Source organism: Vibrio sp. B181a, assembly GCF_030248375.1.
GTDB lineage: Bacteria > Pseudomonadota > Gammaproteobacteria > Enterobacterales > Vibrionaceae > Vibrio > Vibrio campbellii.
This window is the reverse complement of the sequence record NZ_JAHGAD010000022.1, coordinates 138,402-154,189: the sequence shown is the minus strand read 5'-3', so window position 1 is coordinate 154,189 and position 15,788 is coordinate 138,402. Positions and strand designations below refer to the sequence as shown.

Sequence of the window (15,788 nt, the reverse complement as noted above, 5' to 3'; positions counted from 1 at the left end):
TATGAAATCAGTCTATGACTATATCATTGTCGGTGGCGGTATCGTTGGCGTGTCGACAGCATGGCAACTGCAGCAACGTCACCCAGACAAATCCATTTTATTGGTTGAGAAAGAGTCCGGTTTTGCCAAGCACCAAACTGGACACAATAGCGGCGTAATTCATGCCGGTGTGTACTACGCACCGGGCAGCTTAAAAGCGGATTTTTGTAAGCGTGGGGTAGAGCGAACCATTTCGTTCTGCGCCGAGCACGATATTCCGGTGGAGAACTGTGGCAAGTTACTGGTTGCTACCAATGAGCAAGAGGTCGAACGTATGAATGCCCTCTATGAGCGCTGCCATGTCAACGGCATCGACGTAAAGCTACTCGATGAAGTTCAACTCAAGCTGGCTGAGCCAAACATCACAGGCTTGGGCGCGATTTATGTCAAAACCACCAGTATTGTCGATTATCGTTTGGTCACTGAGCAGATGGCGGAAGAGTTCCAAAAGCTCGGTGGTCAAATCAGCCTGAGAACCAAAGTAGTAGCTGCCGAAGAGAAGGATGAAGAAGTCCAACTGACCTGCATTTCAGACGGTCAAACCATGCAGCTCAATACCAAGTTCTTGGTTACTTGCAGTGGCTTGATGGCCGATCGCATGACTAAGATGATGGGTATTCTAACCGATTTCCAAATCATCCCTTATCGCGGCGAATACTACCGTTTGGATAGTAAGCACGACCAAGTCGTGAATCATCTTATTTACCCAATCCCAGATCCTGATTTGCCTTTTTTGGGTGTCCACCTCACTCGTATGATTGATGGCAGTGTGACCGTTGGTCCAAATGCGGTGCAAGGCTGGAAGCGAGAAGGGTATGACAAGGTTAACTTTAGTCTACAAGATACCATGCAAATGCTCAGTTTCTCCGGTTTCTGGAAGGTGACGCAAAAGCATCTAAAAACTGGACTGGATGAGTTTAAGAACTCGTGGTGGAAGCCGGGCTATCTCAAGCTGGTCAATAAATACTGCCCAAGCATCAAGGTGGAAGATCTCAAACCATATCCTGCGGGTATTCGCGCGCAAGCGGTGTTATCTGATGGCACTTTGGTTCATGACTTCTTGTTTGCCGAGAGCGCAAGAAGCCTGCATGTTTGCAACGCACCCTCTCCCGCAGCGACATCTGCAATGCCGATTGGGGAGTACATTTGCGATAAAGTGAATGAGAAGATAGAGGCAAAAACCGAGGCGGTTTAACAGTAAAAAGCCAAACTAGAAGTACCTCAGAAAAATAATGACTTTGTTTGTTAGGTTATTAGTGTCGGGTGTGCTGGAAGTTTGGCTTTTACTTTGGTTATTGGATAATTTCCTTCTTATGATATTTGGGTTTATTAGGAGAGGGATGGATGACATTAGGTTTAGCCAATCACAAAGTCGACGTTGTTAAACATGACCCTACATGGCGACAGGAGTTTGTGCGTTGCCGCTTTGAACTTGCGTTAATGACGGAGATACCGCTAACTCAAATCGAGCATATTGGCAGTACTGCCATTATGAATATGCCTGCCAAACCTATTATCGATATGGTGCTAGGTATTGAGCACTTTCCTCATGTTTCTCCAAAACTGATTGATGCACTGAAAAGTGTTGGATTTCTGCGGTTGAAAGTGGAAAAGCAAGATGAGATTGTCTTTGCGAAGTTCACCGATGATTCTTATCAAGTCAAAACACACTATCTGCACATCACTCAGTATCAAGGACAGTTGTGGCGAGACTGGATTCAATTTCGAGAAAGATTAAATGGAAGTGCTGAGCTTAGAAGCGAGTATCTAACTCTGAAGCTTTCTTTGGTGGAGCAAGCTGAAATAACCATCGAAAAATATACGGATGCTAAAGCCGAGTTCGTAAAGAAAGTCATCTCGACATAAAACAAAGGCGACTAAACGGTCGCCTTTGCTGTATTTGGAAGAGCAGTTAGGACTCTCCACCTTTAGGGCAGAGTTCGCCTTTCTTAGCGTGTCTTTCAATCATGTAATCGCCTCGGGCACTGTGCAACACAATCGCATTCCACACTTGCCCGTCTTTGAGTTCAAACTCCATCGCATAGTGTATGCCGCCGACGACTTGGGTTCTCACATCATTGATTTGTTTTAGCTTATCCGTGGCATTCATTTGATACAAAATCATACTGAGAGAACGCTCTGCATCAGGGGTGACTTTCGCTACTTGCCACCCTCCTGGAACGCCACCTTGTGCGCCGCATATCGCTTGCATTTTCTTTTTCAAAGCCGGTGACATTTGTTTGTCGACTGCTGTTGCGCTGTTAGCGAATGGAAGCGCGGTAATCGCCACAATGGTCGTCCACATCATCCTTAACTTCATAAATTCACTCCGTTGTTTTGTTATTGATTGAGTATAAGCACGACTTTCACGGTTTACATAATTGCAGGGAATTACGGACCAGCTTGTAGGTACGGAACAGAAGAGTGAAAAGAGTAAAAAAGATCGCTTTTGAGTGGCACTCGTAACACTTCTAGAGGAGGAGACGTTATGAGTCTGAAGCATTATTTTGAGAAGGTCTCACCAAAGTTTGAACCGGGAGGCCAATACCAAAAGTTCTACCCACTTTTTGAAGCTGTCGAAACCCTTTTTTACACGCCGGGTAAAGTGAATCACGGCGCTACTCATGTTCGAGACAGCATAGACCTAAAGCGGATCATGATTATGGTGTGGCTAGCCGTTTTCCCCGCGATGTTTTGGGGCATGTACAACATAGGGCAGCAATCCAGCGACGCTTTGCTCTACGGTCTTGACCGAGCAGCAGCGCAGCAAGCCATTGATGCCTCTTGGGGGCTAAGCTGGGTTTGGGGTTCGGTAGAAGTCGCGAGCCAAGCTGGTTGGGCAAGTAAAATGCTGGTCGGCGCCACGTACTTTCTGCCTGTCTACGCGACCGTGTTCATTGTCGGCGGTTTTTGGGAGGTTCTGTTCGCGATTGTCCGCAAGCACGAGGTGAATGAAGGCTTCTTTGTGAGCTCCATCCTGTTTTCATTGATTCTGCCGCCAACCATTCCACTGTGGCAAGCCGCCTTAGGTATCACTTTTGGTATCGTGGTAGCGAAAGAGATCTTTGGTGGCACGGGGCGTAACTTCTTAAACCCTGCACTAGCAGGGCGAGCTTTCTTGTACTTCGCTTATCCCGCTAACATGTCTGGCGGGGCTGTTTGGGTTGCGGCAGATGGTTACTCTGGCGCTACACCGTTGAGCCAATGGTATGAAGGTGGTCAGAGTGCCTTGACGAACAACATGACGGGGCAGCCTATCTCGTGGATGGATGCGTTTGTTGGCAATCTGCCCGGTTCGATGGGGGAAGTCTCAACCTTACTTATTGCGCTCACAGGTCTAGTGCTGATCTTCATGAAGATCGCTTCGTGGCGAATTGTTGCAGGGGTCTTTGTTGGCTTAGCCGTAACTTCGCTACTGCTTAATGCGATTGGGTCGAATACAAATCCCATGTTCTCTATGCCGTTCTACTGGCACTTCGTGATCGGTGGTGTTGCGTTTGGTACCTTCTTTATGGCGACAGACCCAGTATCCGCTGCGTTTACTAATGGTGGTAAGTGGGCTTACGGTATCTTGATTGGTGTGATGACGATATTTATCCGTGTACTCAACCCAGCCTATCCGGAAGGCATTATGTTAGCGATTCTGTTTGCCAACTTGTTTGCTCCTTTGTTCGACTACATGGTCAAAGAGAACAACATCAAACGCAGAATGAAAAGGGTGAGACCTTCGTAAAATGAGGTAAGCTTCACTGAAATTTGATTGAAAACTGCACTATATTGAAAAGGTCAGAGACATGGGGTTTCTGGCTTTTCTTTTTATCAGGAGGACGAAGACGATGAGAATTAAGGATATTCTCGATAGCCGTTTGGTGCTGTCGTTCTGGTACAACCTAGACTACTGCTTGTCTCTTCTTAGTAAAATCTCTGCGCGTTAATTTCCTCAATGCTCCCGCATTGAAAAGCAATTTATCAGTTTGTTTTTAATCTTACGCTTAAATGCGTAGGGTCATGCGTATAAGGAAATTAACAATGAAACGTATCCCAGAACCGTTCCGTATCAAAATGGTTGAGCCAATCAAAATGACGACCTTGGCTGACCGAGAAGTTGCCCTTAAACAAGCGGGCTTTAACCCATTTCTTCTTCGTAGTGATGATGTTTATATCGACCTGCTGACCGACTCTGGCACTGGTGCTATGAGTGACAATCAGTGGGCCGGCATCATGATGGGTGATGAGTCTTATGCGGGGAGTCGCAACTACTACAACTTGTGTGATGCGGTAGAGCACTTTTTTGGTTACAAGCTCACAGTGCCAGCACACCAAGGCCGTGGCGCGGAGCAAATCTTATTCCCAGCTTTGATTGAGCGTATGCGTCAGGTCCGTGGAGGTGAGACACCAGTGTTCATCTCAAACTACCACTTCGATACTACAGCGGGCCACATTGAACTCAATGGCGGTAAAGCGATTAACGTAGTGACGGAAGAAGCGTTTGATACCACCACGCCATACGACTGGAAGGGTAACTTTGACCTTAATAAGTTGGTGGCAACCATTGAAGAACATGGTTCTCATAACATCTGCGCGATCATCACAACGGTCACGTGTAACAGTTCTGGTGGTCAGCCTGTGTCGATGGAAAACATGCGCAGCGTGTACGAAATCGCAACCAAGTACGACATCCCTGTGGTGATCGATTCGGCTCGCTATTGCGAGAACGCTTACTTTATCAAGCAGCGTGAAGCGGGTTACGAGAACAAGTCGATTCTGGAAATCATCCGTGAGATGTACCAGTACGGTGATATGCTCACCATGTCTGCGAAGAAAGACCCAATGGTGAACATTGGTGGTATGTGTTGTATTCGCGATCACCAAGAGCTATTCCAAGCGGTTCAAACACGATGCGTACCGATGGAAGGCTTTGTGACTTACGGTGGTATGGCGGGTCGTGATATGGAAGCTTTGGCTCGTGGTCTGTATGAAGGCGCTGATGAGGATTACCTTCACTACCGCATTAGCCAAGTGCAATACTTGGGTGAGCGTCTGCGCGAGGGTGGCATTCCAATCCAATACCCAACAGGTGGTCATGCCGTCTTTGTTGATGCGGCTAAGATTCTGCCACATATCCTACCAGAGCAATTCCCTGCACAAGTGTTGTGTAATGCTTTGTACCTAGAGGCGGGGATTCGAGCGGTAGAGATTGGGTCACTGTTGCTTGGTCGCGATCCGGAAACTGGTGAACAAAAAGCTTCAGAACTTGAGTTGATGCGTTTGACCATTCCACGTCGTGTGTACACCAACGATCACATGGATTACATCGCTGATGCGATCATCGAGTTGAAGAATCGTGCTCATGAACTAAAAGGATTGACGTTTGAATACGAACCACCAGTGCTTCGCCACTTCACAGCTCGTTTCCGCGAACTGGATTGATAACTCTGTGGGTCGTTAATGACATTGATAAACGTTAACTAAGCAAAAAGCCGCGAATCTCGCGGCTTTTTTGATTCATCTGAGTGTCGTATTACGCTAAATCTAGCGTGATTCGCACAAACTGCTCGTCTTGATACAGCACTTCGTAATTGAAGGTGTTGCTCGCGTATATACTACCCAGGAACAGAGAACGTTGACTCATAGGGCCACGGAAAAGCATCGAAATAGGTGCGATTAGGGCGTTATTATCGTCGAAGTGTTGGTTTAAGTTATCAGACAGCACACACAGCAAACAACCGTGTTGGTCGTGAGATAAGTCGACATCTTCAGGGCGAGATAGCATTACCGTCGTGCCTAATTTTTTCTCGACTTCGTTGATCAGCAGCAGGTAGCTATCAAGGTGAGGCTGCGGGTTACCAGGTTTATCGGCACCTACACAACGTTCAAGTAAAGCTTCTAAATTGCCATTTTCCCCTTTTGCCTGTTGAGTCAAAGACTTTAATGGCTTTTTAATCAGTTTGTAGCGATTGCTTTTGAGCTTAGGCTTAAGCCACTTTTGCAATAGATCGTTACGTTCTTTAAGGGGAAGCATTCGCGATGATGCGTGGATTTTGAAGTGCAGGTGTAATAAGGCGTGCACCGCGAGTTCGCTAAGTAGTTGGTTAGCGTCAGCGGATTGTTTTGCCTGTTTAGAACTTTGCATTACACTCTAAATTCTTTGAAAGAAAGGAATGGTGCCGAGAGAGGGACTCGAACCCTCACACCTAAGGCACTAGCACCTCATGCTAGCGTGTCTACCAATTTCACCATCTCGGCATCATGATGCTCTGAATACACAGAGGCTTCTGAATGAAGCGTTCCAAATTGTATATCCAAAATCCATAGATTGGCGAGAGTAAAATTGCTCATTTTTGGTCTTTGGTGTTCAATTGAACATTTATTGTTCGCTTTTGGCAGTTTTACCATTACTTGTCCTCTCAATACCCCCATTTTCCCTACAAGTATGACCACAAAATGGCATCTTTGCTTAAATAATGAACGCTTGAACGTTTGCGTCAATAAATGTGATGAAACTCTCGTTTTGATGGCTATACTTGCGACCCGTTTAAGCGGGAATTAGGGTTCGTTGTTCAGGACCCTTACCCATACAAGCCGTCACATGGAGCGGGATGAGTCGAGAGCTCTCCAGCAGTGAATGACCCCACGGACCGGACCAGCTACGTTCAATTGCTTGTATAAGGTAAAAATAAGATGTCGAACTATCCGTTCTTCCTCCAATCTGGATCTGCGAGTGCGCTGTCACTCGATGCGTTGTCCCTTTCTTCTGCCAATGCTTTTGGCGTTCCTTTCTTTTTCAACGTTCAGTAGGTCCGATTCATGAGTGTTCTATTTAGTCTATTTGGTATTGTTGCACTGTTAGGTTGTGCGTTCCTGCTGTCAGAGAGCCGTTCTTCAATCAATTGGAAAACCGTGTCTCGTGCATTGCTGCTTCAGATGGGTTTTGCAGCCTTAGTGCTTTACTTCCCATGGGGACAAGCGGCGCTAGCCAGTTTGAGTAATGGGGTTGCAGGGTTATTAAGTTTTGCCGATGAAGGCATCAAATTCCTCTTCGGTGACCTTGCTTCTACAGGCTTCATCTTCGCGGTTCGCGTTCTTCCTATCATCATCTTCTTCAGCGCTCTTATCTCTGCCCTTTATTACTTGGGTATCATGCAAAAAGTGATTCAATTTATCGGTGGTGCAATCCAAAAATTCTTGGGTACCAGCAAAGCAGAATCTCTTGTTGCGACAGGTAACATCTTCCTCTCTCAAGGCGAATCGCCACTTCTTATCCGTCCTTTCTTGCAAAACATGACTCGTTCAGAACTGTTCGCGGTAATGGCAGGTGGTATGGCATCAGTCGCGGGTAGTGTTCTAGGTGGTTATGCAGGTCTAGGTGTAGAGCTTAAGTATCTAATCGCAGCGAGCTTCATGGCTGCTCCTGGTAGCCTTTTGATGGCGAAAATCATCGTGCCAGAGCGTCAAACGCCAAGTGATTACAACAACATCGAGTTGGATAAGTCTGAAGAGAGCAACGTGATCGACGCGCTAGCAAGTGGTGCGATGGGCGGTATGAAAGTCGCGGTTGCGGTAGGTACAATGCTGATCGCGTTCGTGAGTGTGATTGCAATGGTGAACACGGGTCTGGAAAACCTAGGCGAAATGTTCGGCTTTGCGGGCATCACGCTACAAGCGATCTTTGGCTACCTATTTGCCCCTCTCGCTTGGTTAATCGGCGTTCCGGGTCACGAAGTATTAGCGGCAGGCTCTTACATCGGTCAGAAAATCGTAATGAACGAATTCGTGGCATTCATCGATTTCGTCCAACACAAAGCAACGCTGACTGAACATACGCAAGTGATCATCACGTTTGCATTGTGTGGTTTCGCGAACATCGGTTCTATTGCAATTCAACTTGGCTCTATTGGTGTAATGGCACCTGAGCGTCGTAAAGACGTAGCGAACATGGGTCTGAAAGCGGTAGCGGCTGGTACGCTAGCGAACCTAATGAGTGCATGTTTGGCTGGCATCTTTATCTCGCTATAAGGAACGCCACCACATAAACAACCATTCAAAACCCGCCACTCCGGCGGGTTTTATTTTATTAAGCTACCGAATGAGAGGTGAGTTAAATATTGGGTAGGTCATTGCCCGATAATATTCATTATTGAGTAAATTGACATCTCAATTGAATAGTACTTGCGTACGGTTTGCATTTACTTTCTAAATTATTAATAGAATAAGGAAGTTGTACGTGACGTCAAAAATCGTATCGGTGGTATTAACCGATAGAGGCTGGAATGGGCTAGTTCCACTCACTCAAACCTGCTGTAAATCCATCATACCTTTCATAGGTTCTCATCGTTTAATTGATTTTTCGCTAACCAACCTCATTCAAGCAGGGATAAAACGTAATCTCATATTGAGTCGGTTCCACTGCTCGTCTTTAATGGATCATCTAAAGCATGCATGGGGAGACTACAAATCAAGAATCGAAGTGCTTGAGCCAATTTATTCTCAGGCTAAGCAATTACCGGTTTTACGACAAAATTGGACAGATGTTTTATTGCAGCATTTGGATGCCTTTAATCGACCCACTGATGAGCACGTTTTATTGGTTGGTGGCGAGCAAATCCATCGTCATTACATCACTTCCTTACTTCAGTATCATCAAATCCAACGAGCCGAACTTACGTTAGTCGTGGCTCAAGTCCCTGTAGAGCAAGCCTCTCAATATCATGTGGTTGAGCTCGATGAGCAGCGCCAAGTCATTAGTATTCAACACCAACCGCAAACTCCTACAGAAATTCCGAATAAACCGGGTTTTGCAATGGTGCTAACGGAAAACTACCTCTTTCAACGGCCCGTGTTGGTCAAAGGTCTGTTTAATAATGCCAAGAAGCTTGATGGTAAGCATGACTTGACCAAGGATATCGTCTCTCTGCTTGCTCGTAGAGTGAAAACGGCATTGTTTGACCTTGGCGAGATTGACGAAAAACAAGCACCTACATACTGGCATAACGTTAATAATCTTGATGATTACTGGCGACTGCAGATGATGATGCTGGTGGAACAGAGTGTTGAGGGTAAGAGTGGTACTGATGCACTGTTGAGTCAAAGGGTTGAATCTAAAAGACCAATAGAATATTGCAACATCGAAGAAATCAAAGTTCGCATTAAAGACAGTTACATTGCCTCAGGTTGTCAGATAGAAGGAGCATGCGCGATTCGCTCCGTGATTGGTGAGGAATGTGAGTTAGGCAGGAACAGCATTGTGCATGAATCCATATTAATGGGGCGCTGTAAAATCGGAGCGAATAGCCGGATTACGCGAACCATTATTGAAGAAGATGTTGAGATCGCCCCAGGCACAGTGATCGGTGAGAAACCAAAAAGAGACAAAGCGCGCTTTGAGATGACTGACGGTGGCTTAATTGTCATTCCAAAGGGCAGCCGCGTTGGTTTTGAGGAAGAAGCCACCCCACTGCATGAAAATTACCCCGAAGGCATTACAGATTACGTCGTGTAATGCAGGTATCTTGAGTTGAAGTGTTATTGACTCACGCAATTACAATTTGGTGTCTATTCTAATTACAAATACACATATTTTTCGCAATTATTGGCGCTTGGCTAGGAGAAAAAATGCAGTTCGACCGACTTCAATTTGCCGATGCATTGAAGCATTTCAGGAAAAAATATAAATATTCACAAGACAGTTTAGCGGAGCTGCTTTCTTCTTCGCATCGTGTATTCTCGAGCTTGAATCAAGCAACCTTGAGCCAGTGGGAAAGGCAAAAAATCGAGCCAACGCTACTAAGGCGTCTTGGTATCGCACATTTCTTTCAGCAGCCTTACCACTATGATTCTCAGGAGTTAAAGATCGTTAAGAAAGCCCTGCAACATCCGGTCAATTTTCCAAATTTAAGCACGGTATACGACTATGAAATCACTCATACCGGTCACGTGCCTTTTGATAAGTTGGAAGAGGAGGATAGGGCTTTAGTGATCGATTCTCATCTTCGAATGAACGGGGGAGATATCATCGATACTCTTAATGAGCTTGAGCTTCATCAGCCCAAAATCTATTGTTTTTACTATAGAAAAATGTTGGTAGGGCATGTGGTCTATGAGCAGAAAAACAACTCAATTTATTTGGTGAGTGTGGTCTTTCTTACCAAGTCGATTCGAACTCAAATATTGAATCACATTGCTGGGATCAGCAAAGGCCTTATGGTTTATTTTCCGATCCGAGATCATAGCTTGAATCAGTTTATGGAAGATTGCTTCTTAGAAAGGTGTTGCTCTAGTCACAGCATTACTTTCTATACAGGCACCAGTCGTCAGTTTTTTGAGAACCCGATGATCAAAAGTGTTATGCAGGGGTTCCAAGATTTTCGATTGGTTCGATACGAGCAAATGTTGAAAAGTAAAGCTTTTAAGCCTGCCCACTCGATCCTGTAACCTGCGTTGATATCAGGGCTTTGACACTAACCCATAAGGCAGAGATTCAAACGCTTGGGGTTGGTTTTGTATTGTTGGGGCTTGGTGTACACCTTGCCAATCCAGCAGCATGATGGCCAACACATTGCGGTGTTCACCATATTTCAAGTCGTAGTCCCCTTCCACGGAAGGGATCATCCCTTGCTGCGTATTAATGGCACTTTGGATTGCTTGACGAGTTTTTTCGACGACTGGGTCACTATCCAACCCCGCAAGGAGAAATGAAATCCCGACCTCGGCAACCACATCCTCTTTGGAACGCAAAATGATGGTGTCGATATTGTCGCGGAAGTAGTCATAAATCCACTGATGGTCAGCTTCATTCACCTGTTTTTGGTAATACTGCGAATCACCCAAAATAATGTGAGTCATACCGTAGATCTTATTACTGTATTGCTGCGGTGACAGTTTTTTATCTTGGTTGTCTGGGTAGGTCGTGCGAAACGCATCGGTAAATGCATTAACCACATCTTGTTCGCCGAGCTGACGTAGCCAGTAGACCTGGTTCGCCAATTGCGCCGCCCAAGCTTCTATCATTTCTGGGTCAGTGGCGTAACGTGTGAAATCGTATCGACGTAAGACACCCCTTAGCGTTTTGTCTTGTTTGTGCTTTAAGCCGTACTCGTCAGCTCTTGCCATTGCTCCAATCAGATCGATGCCTAAGTAGAGGTATTCTGGTTGGTGCTTGGTAACGGTGTAGCGACGTTGGCTCCGTTCGTCTTCTTTATCGTGGTAAGTCGCTAAACGTTCTTCTGAGTAGAGAAAAATTTGCTCGGGTGCAGTGACTTCATTGGCAAAATGATTGAGACGGTTCGCGACTTGTGCCATGTCTGTCCATACGGCGGGTAGATACTTGTCATTTAACGTTTGGCGATACATACGAAGGCCGAAATGCCCCTCTCGAAACGCAGGCAAGGTATATAGCTGCGATTCGTACGTATCTTTGATCAACTGTGCGGACTGCGAATAGGTTAAAACCGGTGCCTCTTGAGAGGCTTGCGCCTGAAAAGCCAGTGAACAGGAGAGCAACACGGCTAAGCTGAGAGGTCTGATACGCATAAACACATTCCGATTGAGAGCCAAGATTCAATCCTAGCATTAATGCTTTTTTGATATGTAATGACTCAGTCAATAGTTGGTCACGATATGGCGGAAAGTCAGATTAATACGCTCGCCTTTTGGTTTTGCCGTTTTAGGGACGGCATGCTTCCAGTGATGTTGTAATTCTCCGGCCATAATGAGCAGAGAACCATGGCTAAGCTCATATTCTAATTGGGTTTTACAATGTAAATTCCTTAGAACAAATCGGCGAGTTTCCCCCAAGTTGATAGAAGCGATTACAGGATTTCTTCCTAGCTCAGGCTCATTGTCTTGATGCCATCCCATAGAGTCTTGGCCATGACGATAGAGATTCGCTAAGACAGAGTTAAATTTCACCTCAGCAATGGCTTCACTGTGTGTTTTCAGTTCAATCAGTTCCGGTGTCCAAGGGTGAGGAGCCATGGTTAGTCCTGAATAAGTGTAAGCGGCGTCACCATGCCACGCTTGTAGTCGAGGCTGTAATACCGATCGTCCAAACATCATGATGCTTTCTTGTTGCCAAGGTAAGGTTGCGCGAAGCTGCGAAAAGCAGTGATCAGCATCCAAGTGACCGAGAAAGTGAGGATCATAGTAGATCTTCCCTTGTGCTACTTCTTGCCAAAATGAGCTTTTGAATAAATCGCCTTGTACTTGCATCTCACTTTGCCTTTTTGATAGATAAGATTTTTAGATATTTATTACCTTTACGATAGCTATTAGTTATCCTTAAGGTAAATAAGTATTTTAACAATAATTAAAGAAAACTCTTGGAACGCCGAGAGTTAGTGGGGAACAGATGCAGTACTCATCGAAGAAGCAAGGCTACTTTGCATTGTTCTTCCTCACTTTTTTTGCCCTATGCGTTGGAGTCATTGAGTTGTTGCACCACAATCAGCTCAACCTTCACCGAGAGCGACTTCAAGTTGAGGCCAAAGAACAACTTTCTATGCTCCGCTCCAATTTAGAAGCGGACCTGATGGCTGACATATACAAAGCTAGCACGCTTGCGACTCTTATTACATTGCTACCGAACCATGAAAACCGCAAGTTAAACATGGCTGCGAATCGTATCCTCAATAAAAGCAATCATATTACGGTAATCGGCATCGCGGAAAATGATGTGGTAAGCCATATCTATCCACGTAGAGGGAACGAGCGTGTTATTGGGCTGGACTACCGAACGGTGCCAGCGCAGTGGGTTCAAATCCAAAAAGCCAAAGACATTCAAGAGATATTCATTGCAGGTCCTGTCGAGCTCGTTCAAGGTGGTCGAGGATTGATTGTTCGTGTGCCTGTATTTCGTGATCCCCCAATAAACAAGGATTACTGGGGTGTGATCAGTGCTTTGATCGACTTTAATGGTTTGCTCCGAGAAACCGGGGTGATGGATTTCTCTTCTCATTACCCGATGACCATTCGTGGTTATGACAGCAGTGGCGAGCTTGGCGATATATTTTTCGGTGAGCCGAAGCCTAGTGGGAAGGTCTACGCCAAAGAGCAAGTGCATTTTCCCTACGGAGGCTGGAGCTTAGCGGTGTATTCCGGTGCGGATTTAGACCAGCAATTACCATGGTACACATTGCAGCTAACGAGATTAGTCGGCTATCCGATTGTTCTTGGATTAAGTATTGCCCTGATTGTGATTTACCGATTGTATATTGTGGCCGATAACCGAGCACTGCATGATGAACTTACCCAATTGCCCAATCGTCGTTACTTTATGCAATCTTACAAGCATCAATTTCAGATCGCGAAACGCTATAAAAAGCGCTACAGCTTTGCGCTTGTGAACATCGATCTTGATCGCTTTAAGCATATTAACGATACCTATGGTCATGATGCAGGCGATAAAGTGCTGATCGCCTGTGCTGAGCGGATTAGAAGCAGTTTACGACGTTCGGATATTGTGGCTCGCATGGGAGGAGATGAATTTCTCGTGATTGTCCACAATCCGAAAACGGAAGACAGCATTCATGCTCTAGTGAAAAAGCTTCGTTTTGCCCTGTGCTCGAATCCAGTCATTTATGAACAAGACTTGATTTATCTGAGAACTAGCATTGGGTATGCGATGTTTGATCCTGAAATGACATCACCTCAACAGATGATGAAAATCGCCGATGAACGCATGTATCAGCAAAAACACTACGGTGGATAATCAGTAAAACCATGAAACTAGAGCCCCGCACACTTGCGGGGCTTTTTAATTTTGAATTTCTTTCTTATTAAAACGCCATTTTGCTGATAAAGGGATTAGTAGCAATGCGCATGGTGGCATATTTGCATCAATTTGCATTTTGCAAATGCGATTTGCAAAGTGTGTGCTCAATAAAGCACCAATATGCATCAGGATCGAAGAAAAAAGGCGTTTTTAAAAGTTGGCACGCATCGTGCTTTATACAGATTGACCCTTATTAAGCCGAGGGTCACCTAGCCAACTGACGTTGTTAGTGAATACACATTGTTCACAAGTATATACCGCCAATCACCTTTATTGTGATTGGCGTTTTTTCTTTCTAGAGCTCGATAATTTGCGGCTCGTCACCTGAATCCGCTGATTCACCGCACTTGTTATAACAACTTGGTTGTCTTGGACACACGGCTCCTCGTGAACAAATCAATCTTGCTTGGGTTTGAATTCCCCTTTCTATCCAATTGATATTGAGAATCTTGGCTATCGTGGTGAGATCTTTCTTGATGTGCTGAGGTATGACAGTACTTCCCCCTGAAGAGACGCACAGCGATTTCAACTCTTCTGCAATGGCAATCGCATCTCCACCCTGAGCTGAGATAGCAGGGTTGAGGTCAATACCTGCGCATAGAACGCGGTTGTTGCCCGCTGGGTCGAAGACATTGACTGACTCACAGCAATAGATACGTGGCTCGTTACCGACATTAAGAATCGAAATTTGTGCTGAACTGGTGTCCAGCGGTTGTGATAAGCGACGGAACACTGCCCAGTGCTGACATGGGTCGTTGACCTTGCGCATATTCCCCCAAGGAAGCGGGATACCGTTACCACGATATACGGCTTTGAGTTTACCCGGGCCATAAGCATCAAAGTAATGCCAATGCGGATAAGGTGATACGACCGTCATGCGGCGCATCGCAACAGAGGGGGACACGCCCGCTTTTTTGTGTACATCGATTTCATAACCAGAGCGGTCGAGCAATTGGCGAAACGGTACTTTTGGACACAGCAGGGCTCCAGCAAAGAAGCTCGATTCAAAATCACGCCACGCTTGTAAAATGTCTTGTGAGTTAAGCTCAGAGTTCGATACTTGCGAGCCGCTTTGCTCCCAGTTGTTCTGATGCCCAATCGACAATACATTACTCATGCCGTCGCTGCTGTGCAGTACACGATGGCCAATGTAAACGGCTAAATCGTATTTCAGGCGTGTTGGGTAGTCGCGCATGCGCTTGTTGAGGTAAATCGTCCTTGGCGCCTCCATAAAAGAGGTGATCAGCTGTTTCGCACTCACGCCAAGCTCATCAATCACATCCTGTGGCGCTCGGTCTACCCAACGAATGTCCAACCCCATGCTTTTAGCAATGTCGATCAGATCTTCCACTGACAAGTTCAGGCGCTTTAGTCCGACTTCTTCAGCGGCTCGCTCCAGATCTGGGAAGTGGTTTTGATGGTTCTCTTGGTGGGCCCGTATCAGCAGATGAGCAAACTGACGTCCAGTGATACCAGTTTGGGAGAGCATTTCTGGTATTGCGATTTGCAGGATGTCATTGGAGAACAAGAAACTCGGTTCAAGGGCCATTCCATTGATGCCACCACGATTACCTTTATTCGGTGTGATCGCTTCCAGCTCTGGCTCATCATCTAAAAACCATGCAGGCTCTTTTTGGAAAACTTCGGCGATCACTTCCAGCATATCGATACTTGGAACGCGTTTTCCACGTTCGATCATCGATAGGTAAGAAACCGACGGCGCGTACTCAGGATTGATCCTAACGCAACGTGCAGACAAATCTTCCATCGTTAAATGGTTGTTCTTCCTCAGGTTACGAATTTTCGTCCCGAGAAAATGAGATTGGCGGATAAGACTTTTTGACACAGACATTTTGTAAAATTCACATTGTAAAATTTTTGTTGTGAAATTGTAGTCAATAATTCGCTAGTCTACATAATGAGCAGGCAAGGAAATTAACCATCCACTTCACAGAATTGCCTGAAACTTAAACAAGGGTTT

At 45.6% G+C, this 15,788-nt stretch carries 13 protein-coding genes and 1 tRNA gene; 8 read left to right on the top strand and 6 right to left on the bottom strand.

Features of this window, described 5'->3' with window-relative positions:
* Position 1 precedes the first annotated feature (1 nt).
* Together lhgO and KIO97_RS11480 are read left to right on the top strand one after the other, a co-directional pair.
* Positions 2 to 1,234, top strand: coding sequence for an L-2-hydroxyglutarate oxidase (gene lhgO, locus KIO97_RS11485; protein ID WP_038890605.1), 1,233 nt, complete (start codon positions 2 to 4; stop codon positions 1,232 to 1,234).
* Positions 1,235 to 1,383: 149 nt separating this feature from the next.
* The gene (locus tag KIO97_RS11480; protein ID WP_285382562.1) at positions 1,384 to 1,905 is read left to right on the top strand and encodes a GrpB family protein; all 522 of its coding nucleotides are present in this window, start codon (positions 1,384 to 1,386) and stop codon (positions 1,903 to 1,905) included.
* A 46-nt stretch (positions 1,906 to 1,951) separates the two neighbouring features.
* Here KIO97_RS11480 and KIO97_RS11475 read toward each other — a convergent pair whose 3' ends face one another.
* Positions 1,952 to 2,359, bottom strand: a complete 408-nt coding sequence (locus KIO97_RS11475; protein ID WP_005432571.1) for a hypothetical protein — start codon at positions 2,357 to 2,359, stop codon at positions 1,952 to 1,954.
* 168 nt (positions 2,360 to 2,527) lie between these two features.
* Here KIO97_RS11475 and KIO97_RS11470 point away from each other — a divergent pair, with 168 nt between their 5' ends.
* Together KIO97_RS11470 and KIO97_RS11465 are read left to right on the top strand one after the other, a co-directional pair.
* Positions 2,528 to 3,772 carry an NADH:ubiquinone reductase (Na(+)-transporting) subunit B gene (locus KIO97_RS11470; protein ID WP_285382560.1) on the top strand — a complete coding sequence of 415 codons (1,245 nt, stop codon included), beginning with the start codon at positions 2,528 to 2,530 and terminating at the stop codon, positions 3,770 to 3,772.
* A gap of 296 nt (positions 3,773 to 4,068) precedes the next feature.
* A complete protein-coding gene (locus KIO97_RS11465) occupies positions 4,069 to 5,469 on the top strand; it encodes a tryptophanase (RefSeq protein ID WP_285382558.1) in 1,401 nt (466 codons plus the stop codon).
* Between the two features lie 91 nt (positions 5,470 to 5,560).
* Here KIO97_RS11465 and KIO97_RS11460 read toward each other — a convergent pair whose 3' ends face one another.
* Positions 5,561 to 6,172: a DUF2913 family protein gene (locus tag KIO97_RS11460; protein ID WP_005432556.1), complete on the bottom strand. Its 612-nt coding sequence runs from the start codon at positions 6,170 to 6,172 to the stop codon at positions 5,561 to 5,563.
* A 29-nt stretch (positions 6,173 to 6,201) separates the two neighbouring features.
* Positions 6,202 to 6,285: transfer RNA gene (locus KIO97_RS11455), tRNA-Leu, on the bottom strand.
* A 561-nt stretch (positions 6,286 to 6,846) separates the two neighbouring features.
* Between KIO97_RS11455 and KIO97_RS11450 the strand changes: the two genes are divergently transcribed.
* The 3 genes from KIO97_RS11450 to KIO97_RS11440 all read left to right on the top strand — a co-directional run bounded on the left by KIO97_RS11450 (position 6,847) and on the right by KIO97_RS11440 (position 10,470).
* Positions 6,847 to 8,055: a NupC/NupG family nucleoside CNT transporter gene (locus KIO97_RS11450; protein ID WP_005432553.1), complete on the top strand. Its 1,209-nt coding sequence runs from the start codon at positions 6,847 to 6,849 to the stop codon at positions 8,053 to 8,055.
* A 208-nt stretch (positions 8,056 to 8,263) separates the two neighbouring features.
* Entirely contained in the window at positions 8,264 to 9,538 is a 1,275-nt protein-coding gene (locus tag KIO97_RS11445; RefSeq protein WP_182052536.1) for a sugar phosphate nucleotidyltransferase, read from the top strand.
* Positions 9,539 to 9,651: 113 nt separating this feature from the next.
* Positions 9,652 to 10,470 carry a helix-turn-helix domain-containing protein gene (locus KIO97_RS11440; RefSeq protein ID WP_285382556.1) on the top strand — a complete coding sequence of 273 codons (819 nt, stop codon included), beginning with the start codon at positions 9,652 to 9,654 and terminating at the stop codon, positions 10,468 to 10,470.
* Between the two features lie 12 nt (positions 10,471 to 10,482).
* On the opposite strand, the gene KIO97_RS11435 is transcribed toward KIO97_RS11440, so the two are convergent.
* The gene (locus KIO97_RS11435) at positions 10,483 to 11,568 is read right to left on the bottom strand and encodes a DUF3541 domain-containing protein (RefSeq protein ID WP_285382554.1); all 1,086 of its coding nucleotides are present in this window, start codon (positions 11,566 to 11,568) and stop codon (positions 10,483 to 10,485) included.
* A gap of 69 nt (positions 11,569 to 11,637) precedes the next feature.
* A complete protein-coding gene (locus KIO97_RS11430) occupies positions 11,638 to 12,246 on the bottom strand; it encodes an alpha-ketoglutarate-dependent dioxygenase AlkB (protein ID WP_285382553.1) in 609 nt (202 codons plus the stop codon).
* A gap of 139 nt (positions 12,247 to 12,385) precedes the next feature.
* On the opposite strand from KIO97_RS11430, the gene KIO97_RS11425 reads away from it, so the two are divergent.
* Positions 12,386 to 13,744, top strand: a complete 1,359-nt coding sequence (locus tag KIO97_RS11425; RefSeq protein ID WP_285382551.1) for a diguanylate cyclase — start codon at positions 12,386 to 12,388, stop codon at positions 13,742 to 13,744.
* A gap of 358 nt (positions 13,745 to 14,102) precedes the next feature.
* Here KIO97_RS11425 and KIO97_RS11420 read toward each other — a convergent pair whose 3' ends face one another.
* On the bottom strand, positions 14,103 to 15,659 hold the full coding sequence (locus tag KIO97_RS11420) for a DUF3612 domain-containing protein (RefSeq protein WP_285382549.1): 1,557 nt from the start codon (positions 15,657 to 15,659) through the stop codon (positions 14,103 to 14,105).
* Positions 15,660 to 15,788: the final 129 nt, after the last annotated feature.